The organism is Acinetobacter sp. V89_7, assembly GCF_029967895.1.
Lineage (GTDB): Bacteria > Pseudomonadota > Gammaproteobacteria > Pseudomonadales > Moraxellaceae > Acinetobacter > Acinetobacter soli.
Genome location: NZ_JASCAJ010000031.1, coordinates 221,317 through 246,003, shown reverse-complemented (window position 1 = coordinate 246,003; position 24,687 = coordinate 221,317). Strand labels below are relative to the sequence as shown.

Genomic DNA, 24,687 nt, shown 5'->3' with positions numbered 1-24,687 from the left:
TGTCATGCACCTTCTATAAAAATGGATTTTAAGTCTTTAAAGGATTGAAGCGCGTCATTAGTCTGCTCAGTATTTCTCTGAGAACTAATTGCACCGTAGCCTTTCGCCATAAAGGCTTTGGCTTGAGGGAGAGAAAAACCAGCCTCTCTTAAGGCCCGTTCAACTTCAATTTCAGAAGGGATTTCCCCTCGATCTAACGCTGATTTCACTTCTGAAACTCGCGCCTCATCATTTGCGGGAAATGTCACAATCGATACTTCCCACAAATCAATGTCTGTTAATTTGTAAACACCCAGTTGTTTGTCATATTCGTAATCACGCAGGATGAAACCAATTGACATTCCACCAATGGATTTTGCTTTTAGATGTGCATGAGCACGGCGGGCCAAAGGGTCATCTTCAATAAGAAAACGGCCTCTTACAAAGAGGCCTTTTTCGTCTTCTTTCATCTCGGTGTAGGGACCTAGAGGTTCATCAGATTTGTGTTGCCAGAGCATCACGGGTAAACGTCCCTTTTTAGACCACTCCTCTAATGTGCGCTTGAACGCACCAGGCATTACCACATCACCATAACTGTCTTCTACTCCAAATACAGATGCATATCCTTCAAACTCGCCTGTGTCAGATACAGATTTGATTTCAAAAGGCACATTAAGACGCTTTATCTGCATCATCATTCTCCTCAGGTTTTGTTGTCATATTCATTGGAGTCAAATAAATGTCTCCACCCTCACGTGGATTAAGGTCCTCAAGCTCACGGCAGTCATTAGGGCTCAAGAAGCCCCATTGAATGCCTTTCCCATATGCCTCATAGCGAGTTTTCAAATCGCCACGGAGTAAAGCCCCAGCGTTAAACTTGGCATAGTGCGTTTTTCGATCTTCTTCATTTAAAAGACCTACTCGGATTCTCGATTCAATACGAGTCATATAAGGCACAAGCGAATAGTTCACAAATGACATACCCATATGCTCGATATTGTTCAGAGTCATTTTGTCCATGGCAGCAACAAGATGCGGTGGTACACGAAATAAGCCGCAGATTTCAGCCTTTTGATATTCACGAGTTTCTAAAAATTGAGAGTCTTCTAAATTCAAAGCAGTCGGTTTCCATTTCAGGCCCTGCTCTAAAATCATTGGTTTATATGTGTTGGCCAATCCCGTGTAGTTTTCGGTGAATTCATCCTTTAAACGATTGAAAGCAACATCCGAAAGACTTTCATCGGTTTCAAGAACACCAGAAGTGACGGCCCCATTTTTGAACAATTTCGAGCCATGCTCTTCAGTGTCCAGGCCGAGCGAGATACTCTTTCGCGCAAATGCGATAGGATTCAAGCCATTCAATCCATCTAAGGTGAACAGACGTACATGCCAAATTTCATTCTGCGAGAGTGTCTTTAAACCACCATTTTTGAAATTGACCTGATACTCAACTTCCCAATTGTCATTGAGTTTTGGCGTAACGGATGCTGGATCAAGCGGTAGTAACTCGACAACCTGACCAAGTGCATATACTTTGTAAGCATAGAAATTTCCACGTAAACAAAGACAGACCATTAAAAGCTCCCAGAACTCTTGAGGCGTCATGTAGTCATTTGGAGCCAGAGTTAACAAGTCATAAAGCTTATGATTTATTGCTGCTTCTTTCGTATTGCCCGTCTGTTTATACAATCGACAAGGCAGCATGCCCATCGATTCAGATAAAACCCGCACACATGAAAATACAATAGCAAGTTGCATTGCACGGATCGGCGTTACTGGTTGCCCGGTGCCGGTGACAAATTCAGCTCCAAAAATTCTTGCCAATTCGTCTGGGCTAGAAATGATTTGGGGAGTTGACTTGAAACCAAGTAACTCCCCAATTTTTGATTTTAGATTCATTACAATCTTCTAACCCCGTGTTTCTCCAAATGATCAGATAAGGATTCTTCTTTAATCGTACTGGTTAATGCCAAAACTCGACTAACCCCCATCATGCAGGCCACTGCACCATCAATCTTTTTGAAGGACTTTTCTTTATCTGGAAACTCAGTATCGTTTTTTCCAGTTTTTGAAATCACATTGCCGAACATCCAAGACAGTATTGGATGCCCATCATGGTGAAATCGTCCTGCAGCAATTGCCGCTTCCATTTCCTTCATCGCTGGTGAAAAAGTCTTGGTATTTTTTGGGATCTTGATGGAGGTATAACCAGCTTCATCAATCTGTTTAGATATTTGAAATCCACCCCATTCATCGTATGGAACCTCTTGAACCTTGAGACTTTCAGCATCTGAAGTAATATCCTCAGCAATTTCGTTCAAATCGTTTTCATATCCATCACAAACCGTTAAAAGATCTTGGTTAAGCCATTTCTGATAACGCTCAATTACCTGCTTTTCATCTCCGTTATAGACAGTGTCGTAAGGTAAATAGAACCTCGGTGCAATTGAGTAATAATGAATTTTTCCGTCGATGATCCTGTAAAACAGGTTGATACGTGCTGCGATATCGATCTTTGAAGATAAGTCGACACAGATCAAACATGCATCATTTATGAAATCTTCAATTTTCAAACTTGTGTCTTTGCATTTATTCCACTGTTCCATGTTGAAAAATGCAGATTTTGCAGAAACCCAAACGTTTAAATGCTTAGTTTTAAATGCATTTTGCTTTGCAGCGTTTTGAATTGCTCGACGCTGCTGTGAAATTAGATAGTCCTCATAAACCGAGACATCATAATTTGGGTTCGCTTTTACTAAAACTTTGGGATCAGTCCAATCATCACCCTCATCAATGGTCCATATCCATCCAAAAAGCTCATCATCAGGTACCGTGCCTAAAAGCATTTCCTGAACACGGATGCGCAAGTCATAGCATGGGCCCTCAATGTTGAAGCCTGCAGTCGTAATCGTAAAAATCAGAGGTTGACGGCGCGCACCCATTCCCGTTTGCATCGTGTCATACAGTCTCGCATCAGGATGTTCATGGTATTCGTCTACGATCGCACAATGTGGTGATTGGCCATCTGGTGGATCACCGATAAGCGGTTCAAACAAAGAGCCATCGGTTGGTATTTCTAAGCTACCTGCATTTACCAATATTCCAGCTGCTTCAATTAAATCTGGTGATCTGTTCACCATCAAACGCGCAGGCTTAAAGACTTCCCATGCTTGTTTTTCTGTAGTGGCACCTGAATAAACTTCTGAGCCGAACTCTCCATCATTGGCAAACATATTAAGTGCAACGCCAGCTGCAATTGCTGACTTACCGTTTTTCCGTGGCACTTCCCAATAGCTTTCACGAAAGCGACGATAACCATCTTTTTTACGCACCCAACCAAACGTGACAGCAAGCCCGAATTTCTGCCAATCTTCCAACTTAATTTTGAGTCGTTTTAGTGCCCATTCACCTTTTGTGTGTGGCAATAATTCAACAAAAAGTATCTTTTTTTCAGCTAATTTGGGCTCAAATTTGTATGGATAATCTCGTTTTTTTGAGTTTTTTAAATCATTAATGTGCCTTTCGCACGCCAATTTAACCCATTTACATGCTGGGACTTTTCCTGAGATAACAGATCGCGCCCATTTGTTGGCAGCGTCAACATTTGGGTAGCTGTTAGCCATTTAAATCCTCACATATCTAAAACTCCTGCAAATGAATTGCCTTTTTTCTTTTGGCCACCGCCTGTTAAACGTGCTCGAGAAGAAGGATCAAGTCCAAGCAATGAACCTAACGTCGCCATTTGCCGAACCGCTTCATTCATCGCAGTTAGAGCTGGATTCTTTACCGGTCCACCTTGAGATCCGGCAACAACGATGCCGTGCAAAGCTACTTCTTTCTGAGCTTTACGCCAGTTTTCATATGCAAGACAGAATCCTTCTACATTGTGCATATCAGTGATTCTGAGAATCTTATTTTTTAGAAGTTCTGGAACAATTGATTTCCAGATCATCGGTGCATATTCCAAGCTTTCCATGTAATCGGGGACATCAATATTTGTCACCTCTGAAAACTCTGGAACATGGTTATTGAGGGGACGTTTACCAGGATTGCCATTAGCGCGTTTTGTTTCCTGCGGCTTAGGCTTACGTCCGCGTCCTGGAACAGATGCTATTCCACCCATAATGTCAATCCACTAAATTTTTAATTTCGCGTGCGTAAAAATTTGACTTGGGGGTCGGTCATTTAGGCAAAAGGCCTGAACTTTTTTACCCCCCACTGGGGTATTTCAGCTCAATCTAATCGATCTGACTTATCCCTATTACATTTTCGGCACAAACATTGAGTATTGTCACGTGTGTGACATCCACCTTTAGATATTGGAATGATATGATCCAATTCTGGCGCGCTATCTTGATAGCTGCCACGCTCATGTTGTGGGGTTACACATCCACATATTTTGCAATGCCAGTCGTCGCGAGTAAAAATTTCAAAAGGATCAAAACTTTCAAAGTAGCTTGCTCCTCTTATTTTTGCCCGCCGTTTTGACTTACCTCGTCGCCTTGCTGCTTTGAACGAATCACTTAGCCTATAAATTTCTCGATAATTTTTTACTCGTTCGCTAACCCTTCCAGTAGCACAATCTTTGCATCGAACAATATATTTTCTAAGAAGTATGCTTCCACAATCTTTACAGCGTCTTTGCAGTCTGATTCGTTTTGAAATTGATCTTAATGCTTTAATCTCAAGTTTAACTATTAATTTAAAAACAGCATGGTACGAAGAAAATGTATATGAGCAGTTTCTAGAGCAAAACTTACCAGCATCATTTGTATGCCTTACTTTTCTATTGATGAGTTTCTGACAGTTTATGCAAGTAAAGCTTTTATATGCACTCACGTCTTACTATCCTCTTTTGCTGTCTTCTCTTTATGACACGGCGAGCATAGGCTTTGCAGGTTGCTCAGCTCATCAGTGCCGCCTGCATGCTTTGGAATGATGTGATCCACATCGGTAGCTTCAACAACCAAGCCAGCTTGTGCACACTTAACGCATAGATACTCATCACGGCGCAAGACTTGTAAGCGCAGCTTACGCCAGTCATGGCCATAGCCTCTTGCAGTAGTTGATCCGTTACGCTGTGGTCTATTGTTCCAGTTACTACGCTTATCTGCGTGCTCATCACAGAATCCTTTTTGATGCTGTGATGTGACTAGATTCGGGCAACCAAACTCTCTGCACGGTCTGGCCATAGTTAATCATCCAAAGATTGATACTGTTCTCGATCTTCATCATCACTCAACAAGCAAAGCAGCTCTTGAATCTGAGTTGATTGATTAAGATTGACTTGGATCAGTTTGTTGATTGTTTCGAGCAGCGCGTTTTGGTTTAGCGTTGCCTGTGTCATCTGCTTCTGAGCCTGTCGATTCTGCTGTTGTATCAGCTTCATCATCTGGTTGTTTTGCTGAAGCACCTGAGAGAGCTGCAATTGCTCGCTGGATTGAACTGATAGATTCTTTTGCTCGTTCACTTAACCATTTCCTCCGCCCATCACAGCCTTGGCAGTCGATAAACTTCATTGTGATTACCTCATCTGAGAATAAAAAACTATCCTAAGGTGGTTATTAACTTTATATTTAGATTAATTGGTGGTTCTGGCTGGATTCGAACCCGCATCAATCACACTAGAATTATGATGTCTTATCCAGTTAGACGAATGGCGTATAAATTAAAAAAGGGCGTGGCAAACTGCCACACCCTCGCCTTAGATTACGATGTTGATCAGCTCGGCAACTGACCTATCGCTACTCAACACTACAAACATTTCAAAGTTAGCTATTGATTAGTCCTGTGTCTTTCAAACTCTCATATTCGGGGAATCACCCCAACTTTTGACTCTATGGCTAACTCAGTGCTTGATGAGGTCACACTGGATTCAAACCGATTTATACGGCTGGTTTCTGCATCCCACCGTTTGTGCTTCTAGCTCGCCCTATTAGAGGAAGCGTCACAAATCGAAGTTGCCGAAATTTGGCTAACGTTCTTTCATGGCTTTACCCCACGCATAAAAAACCCCACCAGTGGCAGGGCATTCATTACTTAATCAGATATAAGTTTTAATTACTTAAAAAGTTATCCAAAGCTTTCTCTAGATGTGATATTTCCTGTCCATTCAGTACTCCTAGATCACCTTTAAGGTAGATCAAATATCTTGTATCAGCTCTGTCTATATGGTGAAAGTATTTTGAATTTTCACTAACTGTGCCAATTGCTAAATCATTTTTTGATTCATCAACTGTATTAGGATATTCAGGCGTTACCCCATTTTTTTCATTGAAATTTAATTGAAAATTATTGTACTGGTCACACGTTGCCTCGAGTCGAATGATCTTCATTTTCTATCTACTTTTGATTGTAATACTTTAATGTTCCATATCTGCTGTTCAAAATCAAATTCAAAAAAACAAAAAAGCCCGCAAATGCGAGCTTAATTATCAATCTGGTGCAGTACGACCAGTATATTGAAAATATACATCTATTTACGTTTAAACGAAATAGGCAGATTGTAAAAACTTTCTCATCAGTTTTTTAAAAGTTTTCGATACTTCTCAACCGCCGTTTCAATCTCCCAGCGAGCGCTATAAATCGCAAGCTGCATCTGCTTTTCGTACTTGATCCAAGACATTCTGTAAGCATCATACGATAAGCGTCCTTCTCCAATACCTGCAAAATATAGCCGGCCTTTAGCAGTAAAGTTAGATTCCAAGTTCTCATCTAAAGCAAACTCAAGAACCATACGAGCCATTAACAAACTAAGATCTTTCAAGGGAATATTTTTGGGGTCGCTTTTGCGATCCTTCTTTACTTGATCCAGCATGATGTTTGAAAGATTATCTATCAAATAATCGTATGACTGTTTGTCTTTGTGGCCCCAAACAAATAATGCCGCAAGACTTTTTGCTTGTTCTGTTTGAATGTGAGTGAATGCCCCGCAACGATCTTCCCAAGTGATCGGCTTTAAATTAGTGTCTTGAGTACACTGTTCTAAATTTGCTGTCTTTGCACGCATCTGCGCACCAAGCCATTCGATATTAGAAACTGGATTTTGCTTTAACTCTTGATTCATCGAAGGCCCGCCTTATTTAAAAAATTTGCATGAGTATTGAGTTCCCTTTACCCAATACACATCATGTGTTTTACATACTTGAATGGTGTTCCATCCATTTATCAGACCTGCTGCCAGTGCAAAAACAAGAAAGACCAGCACCCACAACCAATTATTATTTTGATGTCTCATACTTGGCCTCACATTTTGATTACGCATAAATCAAGCAAACCACCTTTAACAATCGGTCTGGCATGAACTATCAGGCTTTTTACTTGTGAGTCATCCCCAATCAAACCGCACTTTGTTAAAGCATCAAGACAAGGTTTTACGATGTTATCGATATCACGCACCTTGTTATCTGGCATGTGATAGTTAATCTCTACTCGTACATCACCACCATAATTAAGTGGTTGAGCAAATCTTTTGATTACCTCTACAAAATGATTTGCACGTTTGCTGAGTCGTTTGCATGCCTTACCAGAATCAAGCCAATAGTTGTTGATTGACGGCGGTACGATTTGAATACTGCAATTAAGTATTTCACCCCCTGAGCATTCAAATGTTTTGCCTTTAACCAGGAATGAAGGCACCGCTGGAATGTGATCTTTTTTTACTAACTTCTTACTGTCTTTTTTGTCAAAACTATGGCGATATGTTCCCCATTTTGGCTGTAGCATCATTTCACCCCTATTGGATTTTTATTGTTTAAGAACATTTGATTAACTGGCCCGATGTACCCGCACCATTCAAAGATTTCATCCCAGTAGTACCAATAGCCGTCGTTGTCCTTCCAATAGGTACCATCGTTATCTGTATGTGTTGCATCAGCTGGGATCGTCATACAGCACACTCTCTTAAGTTGATATAACGACAATCAAATTGATCACCATTAATGTGCTGTATGCGATGTATTGGGTTAATTCCTGTCATGTAAAAAACAGCAAGTCGTGAAGCTGTCCATTTTTCTCCTAACAACTGAATTACAATTCCCGTTTCACATCTACACCCTGCAACTTTTCCAGAATTTTGAGTATTTTGCGGAATTGAACGCCATCTAAAGATTCCAGTTAAAGGTGAGTAAGATAGTCTGCTAACAATAAATTGATGCGTTACTAAGCTATGCTTCGTCATACTTCACCACCTTTGAGTGCTTGTTCAGGCTCAAAACCACAAAGTGCATCATGTAGTTCATCAAGCTGTTTATAAATCACATCTGGCACATTTGATTCGGTAATTGCCAATATTGAAGCAATAGAAATCCATTTTGCTGTAGCTGCTTGAATTCGCGCCTGCAACTCATCAACTTTCGCATTAGCTAAAACGAAAGATCGTTCCATTGCTGCAATAGTGAAATTCCTTCCTTCTATTTGTTTTAGTTTTTCCTGAATAATATTTTTCACTCCCTTCTTGTAAGCAGCATGATCAAGTCTCAATTTCTCATTATTTTGATTAAGTTCATCAATCTGCTTTTGCTGTTCTTGCCATGCCCAGTCAAACCAGACTTTCTTACCATCAATATGAGTAAATCCACAAATTAGACATGCGTGATCAAAACCATGTTTACACTTATCCATTTCTCACCTCACACACAGCATTTAACTGATTTGAGAACTTATTAATTCCTTTTAATTGGCTCAAAACTTCAGGCGGACATGGCACAGTTTTTCGAGTAGTTGAAATAGCTTTAGGCTTTTCAGGTTTCACCCACATTTCTTGTGTTTTGCCCTTTTTTTGCGCTTGAGCAAGATAATCTTGATAGATATCTTTAAATGCGTAATGCGCAGCCTTTTGCCCTTCGTTGTCCAGAATGTGTTTCACCTCATCAAAAGCAGCCTTTGCCAATGTGGTCATCGGTAGAGAACTGTCATTGATAAAATTTAAAGCTTTCGCCCAGGCTTGATCAGCAGTCCACCAATCACCCGCCTGAACACACCAAGAGCGAAACTCTGGCAGCTTCGGGCACCACTTCTCAGTATTCATGCGCTGAATGCCGCGTTTAAGTTCAACTGGTGAGATACCATCGAGCACTGTGCATGCAAGCTGTGTAAGCTCATCATTCGACAAATGACCGTAGAGCTTTTGAAAATCAGCGCCGTGAATCATCTCAATGCGTGAAAGAACCATCTCAGCAACGTCAACTGGAAATGAAACAGTGAAAGCATCTTGGAAAACTTGAATATTGCTCATGCATGCTCTCCCGTTACATCGCGGATCTGTGGCGCTTGAGGTTGTGAGTTACCAAAACGGCGTTGGTACGGCTGATTTGTTTGCTGTGGTTGTGAAGAACGATTCTGTTCGTTGAAATACCATTGCGCCTCAAACGCTGCCCAAGGCTTTTGACGGTTCAAACAAAACTCAATCGCTTGTACGAAATTGAGATTCGCTTTATCGATCTGTTTTGAAAGAAGTGAAAATGCACGTTCTGTGTTTACACCGCCTTTGGCTTTGCGAACTTGCATGAACTCAGTAGCGAGTTTTTCAGAAACACCGTTTTCAATGAGTGCGTTTTTAAAATCAAACTTGTCTGATTTCTGACTCACTGATTTTTTAGATTCAGGTTGTTCAGCTGAATCTTTTTTATTTATTTTTTTATTACTTTGAGAGTTGTTTTTGATAGTGATACTTTGTGTGTTAAAAATTTTTACTAGCAGCGGTAAAATATTTTTACTAGCATGGTTAAAATTTTTAACTAGCAATGGTAAATATTTTTTACCACTCGACTTTGATTCATCTAGTAAAAATTCTTTACTAGGAAACTTTAAGACACAACCAATTGAAGTTTCATTTCCAAGTTTAAAAGTGTTCCCATGGATCGTGCTCTGCTCTTCCATAACAAGACCAACTTTGATCAATTCCTTGAGGCATTTCACAATTGTTGGACGACTTTTACCGGTGATTTCCTCAAACTGAGTTAGAGAAATTGAATCCATTTCTTTGTTCCAGCCGCGTGTCTTACGACAGATCACAAGGTAAATTTTGCATGCAGAGTCGGATATTTTGTCGAGTACTTCATCGACAAAGGCATTTGGCACCTGGAATGAGTTAGGGATAAATTTGCTCATACCACCTCGCTAAATAAATCATATTGATTTTCAGCCTGTGGATTAATCCAAAGAACTTCCTCACGTAGAACTGATCCAGACTGCCCAGCAGCAGCTACGGACTTTTTAACTTTCTTCCAATTCAGTGCTTCATAAATAGGGTGCTCGTATCCACATAAAATCACCATGCCCTTGCAGTGTTGTAATGTGCTTACAAGTTGCTCATGGTCTACATTGGTCATTTCATGTCGGTATGCTTTTCCACCCATATTTCTTGTGTCTAAAACATAAGGGGGATCCACAAAGAAAAGCGTGTCCTCTCGATCATGATCTTCAATGACTTTAAGAGCATCACGATTTTCAATAAGTACCTTCTTTAAACGAGCAGCAGCTTGAAGTATGACCTCTGGCTGTCGTTGCCAAATGGTCACGATGTCACTGCCGCCTCGAGCTGTATCTAACCGAAACCCAGTATTCCCTTTTGTGGCACCTGCCGACCCAAAACCCATTTGGGCGCGAATCACTAAACGTCTGGCCTGTTCTACTTTATTCAAAGTTTCAGCTCGAGCATTTAAAAACTCAGTTCGTGAATATGGGGTAAGTTCAATCTGCTTGGCCAATGCAATAGCAAGATCAGGATCTCTTAAAACTTCAAAGAAATTGACAACATCACTATCAAGGTCGTTATAAACTTCCATCCGACTTTGCTGTTTAGATAAAAGTACAGAAGCGCCGCCACCAAATGGTTCAACATAAGTTTCATGTTTTGGAAAATGGGAAATAATCCAGTCGGATAACCTAAATTTTCCGCCATGGTATCGAATTAAAGGATGATTCATTTCAAACCCGCCTTTTCAATAGCCGCAGTTAAGCGAGTCAAACCAAACGCCGTAATACGTGCCTGAGTAAACACTTTGTCACCATCATCACAAGCAACCACTTTTGAAACCTTATTGATCATGACTTTTTGTTCTACTCGATGAGCATAAGCGCACAAACGGCGATGCCTGCTGTTCTCTCGATACACCCACTGTTTTTTGAGCATGAAATCAATCAGCTTGGTTTCTTGAATGCCAATCGTTTTGGCACACTCACGGATGCTATAAGTGTTTGTCGTATCCGCAATCACATCTAATGCCTGCGCCTTAGGTTCAAGTACCTTGACTTGTTGCTCTAGCTCAATGGCTTTTTTCTCAGACTCCAAAGCAAGTTGCAGAATCTCCAACCGAGTTAATTCACGAGTTTGATTTTGCTGAGACTCAAGTTCATACCAACGCTTTACCAAAGCTGCTGTAAATTGAGGGCAAAGTTGTGCAACTACAGTAATGCTATCTAGTTTCCCAGTTTCACCAGAAAAGACATATACACCTGTCGGACGTGTCGCCGTTTTAATTTCCACAGACTGTGGAGATTCGATAACACCTTTACTTGCAAGCGTTTCAATAGTTCTCTTAACGCTGTCGTGACGTGAATGAACAAGCTCTGAAATTTCTAAGCTTGTCATTTGCATTTCGGTGTGATTAAATTTAGCCAACATGTTCATTTGATTTCCTTTTGGTTATCAACGTTAAAAGCCTGACTTCGCGGATCAGGCTTTTTCTGTTTGTAGGGCCGATAAATATTTTCCTGCCTCTGTTTCAATCGCTTTACGAAAGCTGGCAAGTTCTTGCTCAAGTGATTCAACCAAATGCAATGTGTCCGCAAGTTCTGACGGCGTGACCACACCATCTTCTAAAATGTCATGTACGTGCTTATTCATTTGACCGTTGCCAATATTCAAATGAAGTAGTGATTCAAGTACGCTCACTTGATGTTCTTTGTCTGTCGCCTGCTTTACCGGTACCAACATCAAACCCAACTTGTGCGCCCAAACCTTAATCACGGCTGGGTTTTGTGTGTACACAAGCGACGCTTCAAATGCCTTAAGACTCGGTAAATGCTGGTCCATGTTTGGATTTGCATAGTTCAATACCGTTTTGTGAGATACGCCCAACACATCTGCCACATCCTTAGGTGTGACGCCCTCAGAGTGATGAATCATTTTGTGCAGTGCGTTTTTTGTTTCTTTTGAAATTTCCATATGTGAATCCTTGATTTTTTTCACGTTTACCGATGCACGGCGTTTTGTGAGAATGAGTTATGCATTTCATCTTTAGAATTGCGCAGATAGGCGAAATCAGCATTAGGGCATAGTTCTTCACAAGCCACTTTTCCTTCGCTTTCACGGTCAATATCGATGGCAAGAGTTGCGCTACATTGACGAACACCAGACGTGATTAATCGCAAATATCCCAAAGATGTTTTGCAACGCTTGGCAAAATTCTCTTTTTCTTCTTTGCTTGATAGAGAATTTAGGTAGCTTGAAAGTGATTGCTTAGACGCAGTCATTGCTAATCCTATTGATAATTAATTTATCAAATTAGTTTATCTTTTGATAAATATATTTGCAATAGGATAATTAGCTAAATTTATCTTCGGTTGTTATCATTTGATAATTAGTTGGCTTATGAATATTTTGAACATGAACTTAAAAGAAATACGTCGTAAAAATCTACGTAAGCTTATAGATCAACTTACTTCTGATAGGATTTTTGATCGTCAGGAGGACTTTGCTGTAGCTGTTGGAATCGACAAAACTTATCTTTCTCAGATGCTTATGGAACCAGACCAAAAGGGATCAAGAGGTGTGAGTGAAGCTAAAGCTAGACAAATTGAAAGAAGCTTAGATCTTGAACTAAATTCTTTAGATGCACTTGATAATTCAAGTCCCTTTGGTGAAAGTAAGATTGAAAATGGCATCATTAAGCCGAGACAAATTGATGAACAGTCTGATTATGTAATTATTCCGATGTATGACGTACGTGCTGCTTGTGGTAATGGATATACCAATGAAGATGAACTCATAAAAGGCGGCCTTGTTTTCAAACAAAGTTTTTTAAGAAAGCATAATTTATCACTGAATCATAATGAGACTGGAATTCTCTGTGGTGATGGTAAGAGTATGGAACCAACTATTAATCATGAAGATGCTGTATTAGTGGATCTAAGAGTCAAAACAATAGAAGAAGTTCTCAGTGATAAAATTTACGCTTTCATAATTAATAAGGAATTGCGTATAAAGCGTCTATTTAAACTACCTAATGGTGATTTAAGACTTGTAAGCGATAACTTGGATAAAACTACATATCCTGATGAATTTATTCATGCAAAAGATTTAAATTCTGTTCAGATAACTGGGCGCATAAAGTGGCGTTGCGGAGAAGTATAAAAATTTACAAAATTTTGATAATTTGCCTGGCGAAAAGTCAGGCTTTTTTTTGTCATTAAAATATCTTTTAATTATCAATATTTAGCAATAAAGATAATTTAATTTATCAAATGCTATTGATAATGAAATTATCTTTTGATAAATTCATCTCACAGACAACAAATCCTCGCCACAACGATAAGCGAGGTTTAACTCAAGTGAGGCAATAACATGTCAAAACAAACTGATGCACCTCAATTCGTTGCTGATCTATCTGGCGGCAACTTCTCTCAGCAGCTTGGTATCGCTATTTCAGAAGTAGCCCAAGGCGTCGTAGCAAACGGCAAAAAGGGCAAAGTCCAAGTGACCTTGGATATTTCCAGAATCGGTGAATCGAACCAAGTCAACATTTCTCACACCTTGGCCTATGTGGAACCTACTGCAAAAGGCAAACGTTCAGAAGATACAACCTCAGAAACCCCTATGTATCTCAATACTGATGGCAGCGTGACAATCTTTGCCAATCATACAAGCCAGCTATTCAAAGAGCATGAACGCGCGTAAACGGCGCGTTTCAACCCCTCAAATCTATTTTTACAACAAGTAGGACAACTACAATGGAAAACACAGAAGCAAATGCAATCGCGACCTTGAGCACCCCTATCAAGCAACTTGCACGTGGCGATCTGATTGCTATCAACAAGGATTATAAAATTGCTGACCTTGAACAGTTCTTAGGTGGCCGTAATCGTCCACGTGGATTAATGCAAACATCTTCATTTGAAGACTTTCGTAAATATGTATTAGACAACACATTGATCGATCAACATGCACCTGTCTTCGTGAACCACAAAGATATGGAAGCGCTGGCGATTCTTAATTATTACGATGATGTCTACGATCAAGGCCATTGCGACCATAAAGCCAACTTAAAGCTTGAGCCAACAGTTGTTTGGACCAAGCTGCAAAATTTGAAAGATCGAAAATTGTCTCAGCGTGACTTTGCTGTTTTCTTAGAAGACTGGGTCAGTGTTTTAGAAATTACAGATGCTGAAGGTACATTGATCGGCGGTAAAGAAGCTCTGTCTGCTGTGCGCAACATGCAGGTAGGTGCATCTGTGAAGGTCGAAGCGAATGTTGGTAATTTATCTGAAAGTCGCTCTCGTTTCGAACAAGTTGAAGCACGTTCAAATGAAGCAGCAACACCAGCCTATTTTAAAATCATGGATTCAGCTTACAACGGCCTTGATGAACGCCTGATTGTTTTACGAATCATTGTTAATACAAATGATGAAAAGCCAGTGTTTGCCCTTCAAATTGTTAAAGAAGAATTGATTCTTGATGAAATTGTGCAGGACTTCAAATCCAAAGTGATTGATCTCCTACCAGATAATCAAGTTCACATCGGCACATTCACAGCCTAACAATAAAAAAAGCCCCTTCACTTGGACGGCGTAGGGGCTTTCTAAATAAACACTTGCATGTTCATGAGGCGATTATGAAACACAAAATGATTGAAAGTCAAACTAAACCGGTTCTGTATCAGCATCCAACCCAAGCCGAGCAGCGCCCATCTCGTAAACAGGTACTCATTGCAACAGCCAAAGAATTTCTAATATTTGTGCTTATTGCATTTGTGATATTTGCGGTAATCAACTACTGCATCAATTTAGGTAATTGAAACCCTTTAAAAATCATCAAATGTGAAATTATTTGCTCAAATTTGTTAAATATTAAAGATTTTGTGCATATTTATGCTCAAGGAAACAATCATGAAACATGAAATCAAACTTCCTATAGCTTTGTTAAAAGCAGCTCACTTATGTGCCTCAGATGATGATTTTATACGACCCATGCTTGAAAACATTGCGAATGCATCAGAAATCGAATCATTGATTTGCGATGCAAAATTTAAAGAAGCACGTTGGAGAAAATGAGCAACAATTTGCGCATAAATTCAAATAAATCATATTTATGCGCAAAATTATTCTCAAAGGATGAATTGATGGAAAAGTTATGGGCGGTAAATATCCCCGAGGAACCTGATTCAGCAGAAATGCTTTATCCAGTACCATGTAAAGAAGTTGGTGAAAAATTGGTTGAACGACTGAAGAATGAAGCACTTCAAGTATTTCCAAAAGTGGGCCAATGGATTGCAGATTCAATCACTTTAGAAGAGTGGAACGGCTCATCTGAAGAACACACTAAATACATGCTTGAAAATCAAAACTGGTGGGATGAAGAAACTTTTTTGGAGCCGAGCAATGATTGATTTAGAACTTGAACGGAAGGCTTTTGAAGAATTGTCATATAAAAATGGCGTTCGAAATTTCACAAAAGATGATGTAGATGGCGGGTACTGCTCTGCCGAACTAAATTATAACTGGCACATTTGGATTAAGTCTGCTGAATCAAAACAAGCAGAAATCGACTCACTCAAAGCTCAGCTTGAGCAATTAGACAAAGTCTGGATAAGTGTTGATTTTATGCTTCCCAATGAAGGTGAGAAAGTTCTTATCATGATTGGTGATGAGCAGACAGTCGCTGAAAAATGCAATGTTTTCGGATTTATTGACGTTATAGATCGAGAAGCATTACGAACAGATTTGATTACTTACTGGATGCCGCTACCAAAGGAGCCGAGACATGATTGATTTAGAAAAAGAGCGTGAAGCGTTTCAAGAACATTTTAATGGTGAGTATGAGTATTTTTTTGGAGAGTGCTTTAATCAAGAAAATGGATATTTTTATGAAGGAAAGCACGACAAATCTGCATACTTTGCTTTTGAAGCATGGAAGAAATGCGCAGAATCAAAACAAGCCGAAATCGACTCACTCAAAGCTCAGCTTGCGAAGATTGAGAGTGGCGAGTTTGTAGTTGTGCATAAATCAAAACTTAATACATGTTATTGGGATGAAGCTAATAATAGTGTTGGTTATTACGAACTGTTTGACACGCTCGAAGAAGCTAAAAAAGCAGCGGCACATTATAAAGCCACTATCGAAGCAGGATATTAATTAGCATGATTCCAAAATATTGCGATCATTGCTGGAACGGCGATGATGATAGCATTTTTCCATATTACGGCTTAGCCCCACACACTCATTACAAGCGTAATGGAAATATCATTAATACCGTATTTTTAGATGCTTCTGAATACCCTTCCAACTTTGAGCCAGATGAGGAATCTGGCAACGACCAAGGTATGTACACGCACTGTTTGCACTGTGGTGCTGGTGACTCTGAATTGATTAATAGTTTGAAGGAGATATCATGAATAAACGCCCTACTAAAATCGATAGAATGACACCAGAAGAAAAGCTGGTGCATACAAAACAGTTTTGGATCGCGCCGAATGATGCCGTCTTTCCACCCGAGACAATTGCAGTTGTTTTTAATGTCTCACTGTCCTGGTTACAGCTAAAAAGATGCACCGGTGAAGGTATCCCCTACACCAAAGGTGCACGCAAAATTAGCTATCAAAAATCAGATGTGATTGATTATTTTGACCGGCAAAAACTAAACAGTACCTCTATGCAAGCGGCCAATTGAGCCGCTTTAATTTTGTCGTTAGAATGCCAATTATGTGTATGCGCTGTGTATACCCAAACGTTAAATATCCGTGTATACCTCGTGTATACTAAAAAAATATTTATAGTTATATCTTATTGTTGTCAATTGTTGCTAAAACCAATAAGATATTGATTTTAATAAATTAAATATTGTCTAATGTTGCTTAATAATGTCATTAAATTATGGTAGACTTTGAACTTAAGGGTTCAAGGGTAATGACAGGCAGCGGCATCTTCGGAGGCATTTATTTTTAAATCATTTAATTATAATTTTTTTACGTTTAGTTCCTCTTTATTATTTTTCTTTATCATCGCAGCAATACCCAAATACAGGTTTTAAGCCCTTAGCCTTTTGTATGTAGTCAACATCTCCTTAAATCATTCCTTAATTGAGCGCGACATGCTCGCTTAACAAGCAAATATTAATTTCAGCTTTAATATCAAATTAAATAACACTTCTCATTAGATTCTATAAAGATTCAATTTTTTGCACTTAATTTAGGCTTAAGTCTTTGCCTCGATAGTCATCATTATACAAAACATGTCAGGTAACCCTGCTGCACATGTTTGACCGTTAAGATGAGACGAAGCAATGGCTAAAGTATGTTACTGTGCCGACGATTTTTCTATGCGTCCCGAAATTTCATCGGCGATTTTATCGTTGCTTGAAAAAGAGCGCATTCATGCCACCTCATGCATGACTCAATCACCCTCTTGGTTTCAAGATGCCAAAGTATTAACAAGTCTTGATACAACTGCCGAAATTGGATTACATCTAAATTTTACTCAAGCTTTTGGCGTTCAGGATTATACCGAGCGATTACCGAAACTCATGCTCGGCGCATGGACTGGCCAGCTTTCACAAACTAAAGTTCGCGACAGCATTGCTCGTCAGTGGGAATTATTTTGCTCTGCGACAGGTCGAATGCCTGATTTTGTCGATGGGCACCAGCATGTACATCAGTTTCCCGTTATTCGTGAAGCTTTATTTAAATTTCTCAATCAACAGCAATTTAAAGGCTGGGTACGCAGTCTGCGCCACCCTGTTTTAACGCCAAATACGCGAATCAAAGTCACGCTACTCAAATTACTCGGTGCTACACGTTTTAGCGAAATGTGTCAGCATTACAATATTCACCAAAATTCTACCTTTGCCGGTATTTATAGTTTTGATGCCCAATCTTATGCGCTTTTGAACCAGGAGTGGCTTGCTCAAGCGCAAGATCAACTTTTAATCATGTGTCACCCTGCACTTTCCCACAGCCAGTCTAGTCATGACCCGATTCATGCTGCACGTGTACGCGAGTTTGAATACTTCGACTCAGCACAATTTCAGCAAGACTGCCGACATCACCATATCCAGCTTGGTCCATTAGGAGCAATCTAATGCACACTTCTCCTTTTTTGTCTTGTGTTGTTCCGGCTTATAACGAAGCAGAGAACCTAAAAACATTTATTCCCGCGCTGGCAAAATCGCTGGATCAGCAACAATTGCATTATGAAATTATTGTGGTCGATGACGGCAGTCAAGACGATACGCTTCACGTCTTACAATCTATGGTGGATCATTACCCACTGATTGTACTCGAACTGTCGCGCAATTTTGGTAAAGAAGCCGCATTGAGTGCAGGCTTAGATCGGGTGACTGGTGAAATTACTTTGCTGATCGATGCCGATTTTCAGCATCCTCTAGATGCCATTCCGACCATGATTAATCTTTGGAAGAATGGTTACGATATGGTGTACGGCATTCGCAATCGAAGCAGTGAGTCTTGGTTAAAACGCATACTGACCAATCACTACTATAAAGTTTTAAATCTTAGCTCTCCAATCGATATTCCTGAAAATGCAGGTGACTTTCGATTGATGGACGCCAAGGTCGTCGATGCCATCCGCCGCTTACCAGAAAGAAATCGTTATATGAAAGGCTTGTATGCTTGGGTTGGATTTAAAAGTATTGGTATTCATTTTTCAGAACAAGAGCGTCAGCATGGCACGTCGACCTTCAATGCCAAGTCATTATTTCGTCTTGCCATGTCTGGTTTGACCGGGTTTTCAGATCTTCCCCTTCGTTTGAGTATTTATTTAGGGGCTTTAATGGCGCTCATTGCCATGAGTTATGGTGGATGGATTCTGATTGAAACACTGGTCGAAGGCGTTCGTGTACCAGGCTGGGCAACACTGGTCATTGCACTCACCTTACTTGGTGGCATTCAGTTGTTATTTTTGGGAATTGTAGGCGAATACATCGCCCGTATTTATGCCGAAGTTAAAAACCGCCCACGCTATATTGTGTCTGGCGAATTCTCGCAATTTAAGCATCCCCACACGTTACCCGAAATTAAACCGCATGCATCTGAACCCTAAAAATCAACATATCAGTGCGCAGTTTATTCGTTTTTGCCTCATTGGGCTGTGTGCTGCCGCCATTCATGTGGCAGTCGTGATCATACTTGAAAAGACACGGCTTGCGCTTGCTTGGTCGAATTTGGCTGGCTTTGGCGTGGCTTTTTGGATGAGTTATTTTGGACATCGCTATTTTACCTTTGCGACTTCAAATGCCCAGCATCGCCAAATGATGTTTCGTTTCTTGATGGTGGCCTGTAGCGGATTTTTATTGAATGAAGCACTGGTACTTAGTCTGAAAGAAGCCTTTCACTTGCCCACCGCTTTCAGTGTATTGACAGCAATTGGTTTTAGCTCAGTCTTTACTTTTTTATTGAATCGAATTTTTGCCTTTCAGCCAGAAGGATAGCCAGTATGCCGTCATGGTTACGTACCTCACCGATCAAGCTCGGTTTAATTTCTGTTTGGCTATTTGTATGCGCCACGGTCCGCTTTTTATCAATCCCCGATGAAGGCCGTTATGCAGATATCAGCCGCCATATGTTTGAGTCTGGCGACTGGCTTGTTCCACGTTTGGATGGTCTGCCCTTTATTCACAAACCCCCTATGCTGCACTGGTTGAGCAGTATTGCGATGCATATTTTTGGTGTGCATGTCTGGGTGGTGCGCTTGGTTCCTGTACTGGCGGCAAGCTTGCTTTTGATTGGAACCTACCTGTTTGTTCGTAAATATCTCTCTCAAAAAATTGCCGAACTGAGCATCTTGATGATGGCAACCAATTTGCTTTTCTTTGGGAGCAGTCAATACGTTAATCATGATTTACTGCTGGCAACAGGCATCACCTTATCGGTATTTTGTCTGGTCGATTTTAGTTTGTGCAATCGAAAAGCCATGCTGTTCTTGGGGTACTTTTTTGCCGCCTCTGCCTTTTTAACCAAAGGGCTGATCGGCATTTTAATTCCCGGAATGATTCTGCTTCCATGGCTGCTTTACACCCGGCAGTACAAGCGTATTCCGGCATTTTTTAATCCTTTTGCTTTGTTGTTTCTGGCGGCACTTACCCTACCGTGGCTGTATCAAATGCAGCAAATTTATCCAGATTTTTTGCATTACTTTTTTATCGATCAACAATTTAACCGTTTCCATTCTAATCAGTTCAACAACAAGCAATCGTGGTTTTTTTACTTGGTCATTTTACTGGTGAGCCTATTGCCATGGTTACTCACCTTAAGATGGACAGGCCTTCGCACCATGCTGCACCAACAGCGATTAAACCCGGTTGGGCAATTACTGATCTGGTGGTTGGTGTCTGTTGTCATCTTTTTTTCTATTCCACCGTCAAAACTTGCAGGCTATATTTTACCGGCACTCACACCACTGATTATCTTGTGTTCGGTAGCTTTTGAGAAATCAACTCTGAATACTCAACAACTGACCCGCATGCAAAAATACGCGCCAGCAGCTTTTGTTGGTTTGCTGGGATTTGTTCTGGCCGCTACGTTGTACTTCATTCCACTTGATTTTAATTTATCGAGTGTACAAAAGTGGCAAATTACCTTGATGGCAGCACTGCTGGTGTATTCTCCACTGTTATTTCTACAGCTACTCCATCGGCATAAACTCGAATATGCACATTATGTGACTGCCTGCCTGATTGTGCTGTGTAGTGTGGTGCCCTTCGCCACACGCATTTTTGATATTAAAAATAATCACGATCAAATCAATTTCACGGCGTACATTCACCCCAACACAAAAGTGGTGTTTTACGATCGTTACTACTACGACCTGCCTTTCTTACTCGACTTGAAAAAGCCTGTGTATGTGGTCACTGACTGGCAAAGCAATGTATCGGATAATTACGCACAGGAGCTCTCGGATGGTTTGCAATTTGAACCAGAGCGTCGGGCTTACTTATGGACTAGAGCGCAACTAAATGGCGCAATTGACCGTAAAGCGCCGATGATTGTGATTAGCTCATCGCATGATAATTCACTTGAGCAACAAGCCAAACAGATTATTCATAATCGAAATTTTGATGTGCTGATTTTTAATGAATGACATAACTAAAGGCACGCTTGATCAAAATGAATAAATACACGGGTCTGCTCACTCAGTGGCAGATCCAGTTTTAACGTACTTTAATTTTATGTAAGAGCCCGCTAAGCTATAAGCAATTATATGGCATGGCAAGCTGATCAAAACCTAAGCTCGGGATACATCCAATGACATCAGTTATGCCTCACGCTACAGCACCACTTTCCGGTTCAGCACTACAGCAACTACGCCGACACATTGCCAAACAGCGTCGGCAAAGTTCACGCTTTGCACAGCAACGTGCAGCGCAACGTGTACTGGCTCAGTTACGTTTTTTTCTTGATCGAACTCGTCAACCCATTATGCGTGCAGGCATTTACCTAGATGCCTTTGGAGAAATTCGAACACAAGCGCTGATTCAAGAGTGTTTCAAGCGAAACATTAAGGTGTTTCTACCTAAAGTCTGCGCCATGAATCAGCGACTGGTTTGGGTTGAAATTTCTAAGCATCAATATCAAAACCATCGTTTTACAAAGCATCGTTTAGGTATGTACGAACCTATGGCAACACGCGGGCAACCGATCTCCAAGCTTGATCTGGTGATAATGCCACTGGTGATTTGTGACACTACAGGCTCACGCGTGGGCATGGGTGGCGGGTTTTACGATAAAACATTATCCATCGCACCGAAGCGTCCAATCCGTCTCGGACTGGCACATGAGTTTCAGTATATTGCTGAAAATATTCAACGTGCACCGTGGGATCAATCACTTGATGCACTGGTTACACCCAAAAAATGCTATATTTTCAAACGCCCATTCAAAAAAACTATCAGCTTGATAAAAAAAATCTGAGCGATTTGCTCAATTTTTTGACATTTTCGATTGTCATGCCCTTGTAATTTTTAAAATACCCATCACTATAAAAACATGGCAACCTCGTTGTCACTCATTAGGAGTGCCCATGTCTGAAAATATTATGAATGTAGAAACCTTAGAGCCTCAGGTTCCAAGTGTATTACCGCTCTTAGCACTACGTGATGTGGTGGTGTATCCACACATGCAAATTGCGCTATTTGTAGGTCGTGAAAAATCGATCAATGCAGTTGATGTGGCTCGTAACAGTGACAATTTAGTATTTGTAGTTGCACAAAAGGATTCTCTCACAGAAGAAATTGATCACGACAACCTTTATCAATACGGTACCGTCGCGAAGATTGTGCAAGTTGTGAATCACGAAAATGATGAAAACTGTATCAAGGTTTTGATTGAAGGTTTATACCGCTCAAAACTCACAAAAATTATTGATGAAGACAGTTATTTGACTGCCGAACATCAATTGAGCCCAATGACGGTTGATAGCGATTCCGCGACTCAAGAAACGCGTTTGCAGGAATTACGTACTTTGTTTGCTCAATATGCTGAAGCAAAACTGCGTAATGCTCGTGAACTTGTTGCGGCAGCAAATAAAATTGAAGATTTGCTGCAACTGATGTTTTTTGTGGCAACACGCGTGCCATTAAACATTGATGTAAAACAAAAGTTTCTCGAGCACAACGAATTTGAAGCACACTTGCAAGAGCTGACCAGCTACTTGGTACAACAATCTGCCGAGCAGCAAATTGAGCAGACCTTGCATGACAGCGTCAAACGCCAAATGGAAAAGAATCAGCGCGAATACTTTCTCAATGAAAAAATGAAAGTGATTCAACGCGAGCTTTCCGATATGAACGGCGGCGCAGAAGACGATGTTGCAGAAATTGAAAAACGTCTTGCTGAAGCAGATTTGCCTGAACATGTGCGTAAAAAAGCAGAAGCTGAGTTTCGTAAATTAAAAGCAATGCAGCCAGCTTCAAGTGAAGCAGCGGTAGTGCGTAATTATCTTGAAGTGATTCTAGATACGCCATGGAACACTGCAAGCAAAGTCAGCATTAACCTGAAAAAAGCGCAGGAAATTCTAGATGCAGACCACTATGGTCTTGATGATGTCAAAGACCGTATTGTCGAATATCTTGCTGTTCAATCGCGTGTGAAAAAGTTACGTGGCCCGATTTTGTGCTTGGTCGGCCCTCCAGGTGTGGGTAAAACCTCACTGGGTGAATCGATCGCAAAAGCGACAGGTCGCGAGTTTGTGCGTATGGCACTTGGTGGTGTACGTGACGAAGCCGAGATTCGCGGACATCGTCGTACCTACATCGGTGCGATGCCAGGTAAAATCGTGCAGTCTCTAACCAAAGTGGGTGTAAAAAATCCATTGTTCTTGCTTGATGAAATCGACAAGATGGCACAAGACTATCGTGGTGACCCTGCATCTGCCATGTTAGAAGTACTTGACCCATCACAGAACAATAAGTTCAACGATCATTATCTTGACCTTGACCTTGACCTGTCTGAAGTGATGTTTATCTGTACTGCAAACAGCATGAACATTCCAGAAGCGTTGTTAGACCGTATGGAAGTGATTCGTCTTCCGGGCTACACCGAAGAAGAGAAAGTTAGTATTGCTGACCGTTACTTGGTTCCTAAAGCGATCAAAGATAACGGTTTACGTAGCAGTGAATTGACTGTTCATGAAGAAGCGATTCGTGACATTGTACGACGCTACACACGTGAAGCAGGTGTACGTAGCCTTGAGCGTGAAGTGTCTAAGATTGCACGTAAAGTGGTTAAAGAAGCGGTCAGCAAAAAGAGTAAAAATCTGCATATCGATGTGACTCAAGAAACGCTTCCAGAATATCTTGGTCCACACAAGTTTGACTTTGGTATTGCAGAAGAAGAGGCTCAGGTCGGTCGTGTAAACGGTTTGGCATGGACATCAGTCGGTGGCGAGTTACTCACCATTGAAGTTGCAGCCGTCAAAGGTAAAGGTAAATTCATTACAACAGGTTCGCTTGGTGATGTGATGAAAGAGTCGATTACTGCGGCCATGACGGTAGTGAGAACACGTGCAGACGAATTGGGTATTGAAGCCTCTCGCTTTGAAGAAACCGATGTTCACGTGCATTTGCCTGAAGGCGCTACGCCAAAAGATGGTCCGTCTGCTGGTTTGGCACTGACTACCGCACTTGTATCGGCATTTACTGGCATTCCGATCCGTGCCGACATTGCCATGACAGGTGAAACATCTCTACGTGGGAATGCACTGCGTATTGGTGGTTTGAAAGAAAAACTGCTGGCTGCCCACCGTGGTGGTATCAAGTTAGTCTTTATTCCACAAGATAACGTGCGTGATTTGGCTGAAATACCAGACAATGTTAAAGAAGGTTTAGAAATCAAAGCAGTGAAAAGCATTGATGAAATCTTACCTTTAGCTTTGACAGAACAGCCTAAACCTTTGGTAAAAGCACCTATTGTGAAGCCTGTTGAAGAATTAAAAGCAGCACGTCACTAATTCCAGTTGGTTATAAAAAAGAGAGCTTC

33 protein-coding genes and 1 tRNA gene are annotated in these 24,687 nt (G+C 40.8%); 16 read left to right on the top strand and 18 right to left on the bottom strand.

All coding sequences use genetic code 11. The annotated features are described in order from the left end of the window. Positions 1-2: 2 nt before the first annotated feature. The 18 genes from QLG00_RS12490 to QLG00_RS12405 all read right to left on the bottom strand — a co-directional run bounded on the left by QLG00_RS12490 (position 3) and on the right by QLG00_RS12405 (position 12,456). Positions 3-671, bottom strand: a complete 669-nt coding sequence (locus QLG00_RS12490) for an HK97 family phage prohead protease (RefSeq protein ID WP_208478068.1) — start codon at positions 669-671, stop codon at positions 3-5. Beyond that, entirely contained in the window at positions 652-1,878 is a 1,227-nt protein-coding gene (locus tag QLG00_RS12485; RefSeq protein ID WP_151839917.1) for a phage portal protein, read from the bottom strand. Before QLG00_RS12485 ends, QLG00_RS12490 begins: the two co-directional genes overlap by 20 nt. Beyond that, positions 1,878-3,602 (bottom strand): terminase TerL endonuclease subunit, encoded by a 1,725-nt coding sequence (locus QLG00_RS12480; protein ID WP_048764977.1) that lies wholly within the window; start codon positions 3,600-3,602, stop codon positions 1,878-1,880. Before QLG00_RS12480 ends, QLG00_RS12485 begins: the two co-directional genes overlap by 1 nt. Positions 3,603-3,610: 8 nt before the next feature. Then, positions 3,611-4,102 (bottom strand): phage terminase small subunit P27 family, encoded by a 492-nt coding sequence (locus QLG00_RS12475; protein WP_048764976.1) that lies wholly within the window; start codon positions 4,100-4,102, stop codon positions 3,611-3,613. 712 nt (positions 4,103-4,814) lie between these two features. Then, a complete protein-coding gene (locus QLG00_RS12470; protein WP_053469735.1) occupies positions 4,815-5,171 on the bottom strand; it encodes an HNH endonuclease signature motif containing protein in 357 nt (118 codons plus the stop codon). 2 nt (positions 5,172-5,173) lie between these two features. Beyond that, complete coding sequence (locus QLG00_RS12465) at positions 5,174-5,449, bottom strand: hypothetical protein (RefSeq protein WP_053469734.1); 276 nt, start codon at positions 5,447-5,449, stop codon at positions 5,174-5,176. Between the two features lie 116 nt (positions 5,450-5,565). Further along, a tRNA-Arg gene (locus QLG00_RS12460) sits at positions 5,566-5,634 on the bottom strand. A 401-nt stretch (positions 5,635-6,035) separates the two neighbouring features. Then, on the bottom strand, positions 6,036-6,314 hold the full coding sequence (locus tag QLG00_RS12455) for a hypothetical protein (protein WP_053469733.1): 279 nt from the start codon (positions 6,312-6,314) through the stop codon (positions 6,036-6,038). Positions 6,315-6,499: 185 nt separating this feature from the next. Next, a complete protein-coding gene (locus tag QLG00_RS12450; RefSeq protein WP_053469732.1) occupies positions 6,500-7,045 on the bottom strand; it encodes a hypothetical protein in 546 nt (181 codons plus the stop codon). 179 nt (positions 7,046-7,224) lie between these two features. Then, positions 7,225-7,704, bottom strand: a complete 480-nt coding sequence (locus QLG00_RS12445; RefSeq protein ID WP_282471115.1) for a RusA family crossover junction endodeoxyribonuclease — start codon at positions 7,702-7,704, stop codon at positions 7,225-7,227. Positions 7,705-7,864: 160 nt separating this feature from the next. Further along, on the bottom strand, positions 7,865-8,158 hold the full coding sequence (locus QLG00_RS12440) for a hypothetical protein (protein WP_282471114.1): 294 nt from the start codon (positions 8,156-8,158) through the stop codon (positions 7,865-7,867). Then, positions 8,155-8,601, bottom strand: coding sequence for a hypothetical protein (locus tag QLG00_RS12435; protein ID WP_282471113.1), 447 nt, complete (start codon positions 8,599-8,601; stop codon positions 8,155-8,157). The genes QLG00_RS12440 and QLG00_RS12435 overlap by 4 nt, the downstream gene beginning before the upstream one ends. Next, entirely contained in the window at positions 8,594-9,214 is a 621-nt protein-coding gene (locus QLG00_RS12430) for a restriction endonuclease (RefSeq protein WP_282471112.1), read from the bottom strand. The genes QLG00_RS12435 and QLG00_RS12430 overlap by 8 nt, the downstream gene beginning before the upstream one ends. Beyond that, positions 9,211-10,089, bottom strand: a complete 879-nt coding sequence (locus QLG00_RS12425; RefSeq protein ID WP_282471111.1) for a replication protein — start codon at positions 10,087-10,089, stop codon at positions 9,211-9,213. Before QLG00_RS12425 ends, QLG00_RS12430 begins: the two co-directional genes overlap by 4 nt. Further along, positions 10,086-10,907 (bottom strand): DNA adenine methylase, encoded by an 822-nt coding sequence (locus QLG00_RS12420; RefSeq protein WP_282471110.1) that lies wholly within the window; start codon positions 10,905-10,907, stop codon positions 10,086-10,088. The genes QLG00_RS12425 and QLG00_RS12420 overlap by 4 nt, the downstream gene beginning before the upstream one ends. Beyond that, positions 10,904-11,611 carry a phage antirepressor KilAC domain-containing protein gene (locus QLG00_RS12415; RefSeq protein WP_282471109.1) on the bottom strand — a complete coding sequence of 236 codons (708 nt, stop codon included), beginning with the start codon at positions 11,609-11,611 and terminating at the stop codon, positions 10,904-10,906. Before QLG00_RS12415 ends, QLG00_RS12420 begins: the two co-directional genes overlap by 4 nt. Before the next feature lie 45 nt (positions 11,612-11,656). After that, on the bottom strand, positions 11,657-12,148 hold the full coding sequence (locus tag QLG00_RS12410) for a phage regulatory CII family protein (RefSeq protein WP_282471108.1): 492 nt from the start codon (positions 12,146-12,148) through the stop codon (positions 11,657-11,659). Positions 12,149-12,174: 26 nt separating this feature from the next. Beyond that, a complete protein-coding gene (locus QLG00_RS12405; RefSeq protein ID WP_282471107.1) occupies positions 12,175-12,456 on the bottom strand; it encodes a transcriptional regulator in 282 nt (93 codons plus the stop codon). A 133-nt stretch (positions 12,457-12,589) separates the two neighbouring features. Here QLG00_RS12405 and QLG00_RS12400 point away from each other — a divergent pair, with 133 nt between their 5' ends. The 16 genes from QLG00_RS12400 (at position 12,590) to lon (ending at position 24,658) form a co-directional block, all read left to right on the top strand. Then, entirely contained in the window at positions 12,590-13,336 is a 747-nt protein-coding gene (locus QLG00_RS12400; RefSeq protein ID WP_025095265.1) for a S24 family peptidase, read from the top strand. A gap of 210 nt (positions 13,337-13,546) precedes the next feature. Beyond that, positions 13,547-13,879 carry a hypothetical protein gene (locus QLG00_RS12395; RefSeq protein ID WP_025095264.1) on the top strand — a complete coding sequence of 111 codons (333 nt, stop codon included), beginning with the start codon at positions 13,547-13,549 and terminating at the stop codon, positions 13,877-13,879. Positions 13,880-13,932: 53 nt separating this feature from the next. Continuing rightward, positions 13,933-14,739 (top strand): DUF2303 family protein, encoded by an 807-nt coding sequence (locus QLG00_RS12390; RefSeq protein ID WP_282471106.1) that lies wholly within the window; start codon positions 13,933-13,935, stop codon positions 14,737-14,739. A gap of 74 nt (positions 14,740-14,813) precedes the next feature. Continuing rightward, on the top strand, positions 14,814-14,996 hold the full coding sequence (locus QLG00_RS12385) for a hypothetical protein (protein WP_053469724.1): 183 nt from the start codon (positions 14,814-14,816) through the stop codon (positions 14,994-14,996). A gap of 91 nt (positions 14,997-15,087) precedes the next feature. Beyond that, positions 15,088-15,252 (top strand): hypothetical protein, encoded by a 165-nt coding sequence (locus QLG00_RS12380; RefSeq protein WP_282471105.1) that lies wholly within the window; start codon positions 15,088-15,090, stop codon positions 15,250-15,252. Positions 15,253-15,320: 68 nt separating this feature from the next. After that, entirely contained in the window at positions 15,321-15,587 is a 267-nt protein-coding gene (locus tag QLG00_RS12375) for a hypothetical protein (RefSeq protein ID WP_282471104.1), read from the top strand. Further along, a complete protein-coding gene (locus tag QLG00_RS12370) occupies positions 15,580-15,969 on the top strand; it encodes a DUF551 domain-containing protein (RefSeq protein WP_282471103.1) in 390 nt (129 codons plus the stop codon). Before QLG00_RS12375 ends, QLG00_RS12370 begins: the two co-directional genes overlap by 8 nt. Next, positions 15,962-16,333: a hypothetical protein gene (locus QLG00_RS12365; RefSeq protein WP_282471102.1), complete on the top strand. Its 372-nt coding sequence runs from the start codon at positions 15,962-15,964 to the stop codon at positions 16,331-16,333. Before QLG00_RS12370 ends, QLG00_RS12365 begins: the two co-directional genes overlap by 8 nt. A gap of 5 nt (positions 16,334-16,338) precedes the next feature. Beyond that, the gene (locus tag QLG00_RS12360) at positions 16,339-16,593 is read left to right on the top strand and encodes a hypothetical protein (protein WP_282471101.1); all 255 of its coding nucleotides are present in this window, start codon (positions 16,339-16,341) and stop codon (positions 16,591-16,593) included. Next, positions 16,590-16,868, top strand: a complete 279-nt coding sequence (locus QLG00_RS12355) for a DNA-binding protein (RefSeq protein WP_282471100.1) — start codon at positions 16,590-16,592, stop codon at positions 16,866-16,868. Before QLG00_RS12360 ends, QLG00_RS12355 begins: the two co-directional genes overlap by 4 nt. Before the next feature lie 612 nt (positions 16,869-17,480). Beyond that, positions 17,481-18,275 (top strand): ChbG/HpnK family deacetylase, encoded by a 795-nt coding sequence (locus QLG00_RS12350; RefSeq protein WP_282471099.1) that lies wholly within the window; start codon positions 17,481-17,483, stop codon positions 18,273-18,275. Then, the gene (locus QLG00_RS12345) at positions 18,275-19,255 is read left to right on the top strand and encodes a glycosyltransferase family 2 protein (protein ID WP_025095256.1); all 981 of its coding nucleotides are present in this window, start codon (positions 18,275-18,277) and stop codon (positions 19,253-19,255) included. Before QLG00_RS12350 ends, QLG00_RS12345 begins: the two co-directional genes overlap by 1 nt. Further along, the gene (locus tag QLG00_RS12340; protein ID WP_282471098.1) at positions 19,239-19,643 is read left to right on the top strand and encodes a GtrA family protein; all 405 of its coding nucleotides are present in this window, start codon (positions 19,239-19,241) and stop codon (positions 19,641-19,643) included. The genes QLG00_RS12345 and QLG00_RS12340 overlap by 17 nt, the downstream gene beginning before the upstream one ends. Positions 19,644-19,648: 5 nt before the next feature. Next, positions 19,649-21,292 carry a glycosyltransferase family 39 protein gene (locus tag QLG00_RS12335; RefSeq protein WP_282471097.1) on the top strand — a complete coding sequence of 548 codons (1,644 nt, stop codon included), beginning with the start codon at positions 19,649-19,651 and terminating at the stop codon, positions 21,290-21,292. Positions 21,293-21,456: 164 nt separating this feature from the next. Next, positions 21,457-22,122 (top strand): 5-formyltetrahydrofolate cyclo-ligase, encoded by a 666-nt coding sequence (locus QLG00_RS12330; RefSeq protein WP_282471096.1) that lies wholly within the window; start codon positions 21,457-21,459, stop codon positions 22,120-22,122. Positions 22,123-22,231: 109 nt separating this feature from the next. Continuing rightward, entirely contained in the window at positions 22,232-24,658 is a 2,427-nt protein-coding gene (gene lon, locus QLG00_RS12325; protein WP_282471095.1) for an endopeptidase La, read from the top strand. Positions 24,659-24,687: the final 29 nt, after the last annotated feature.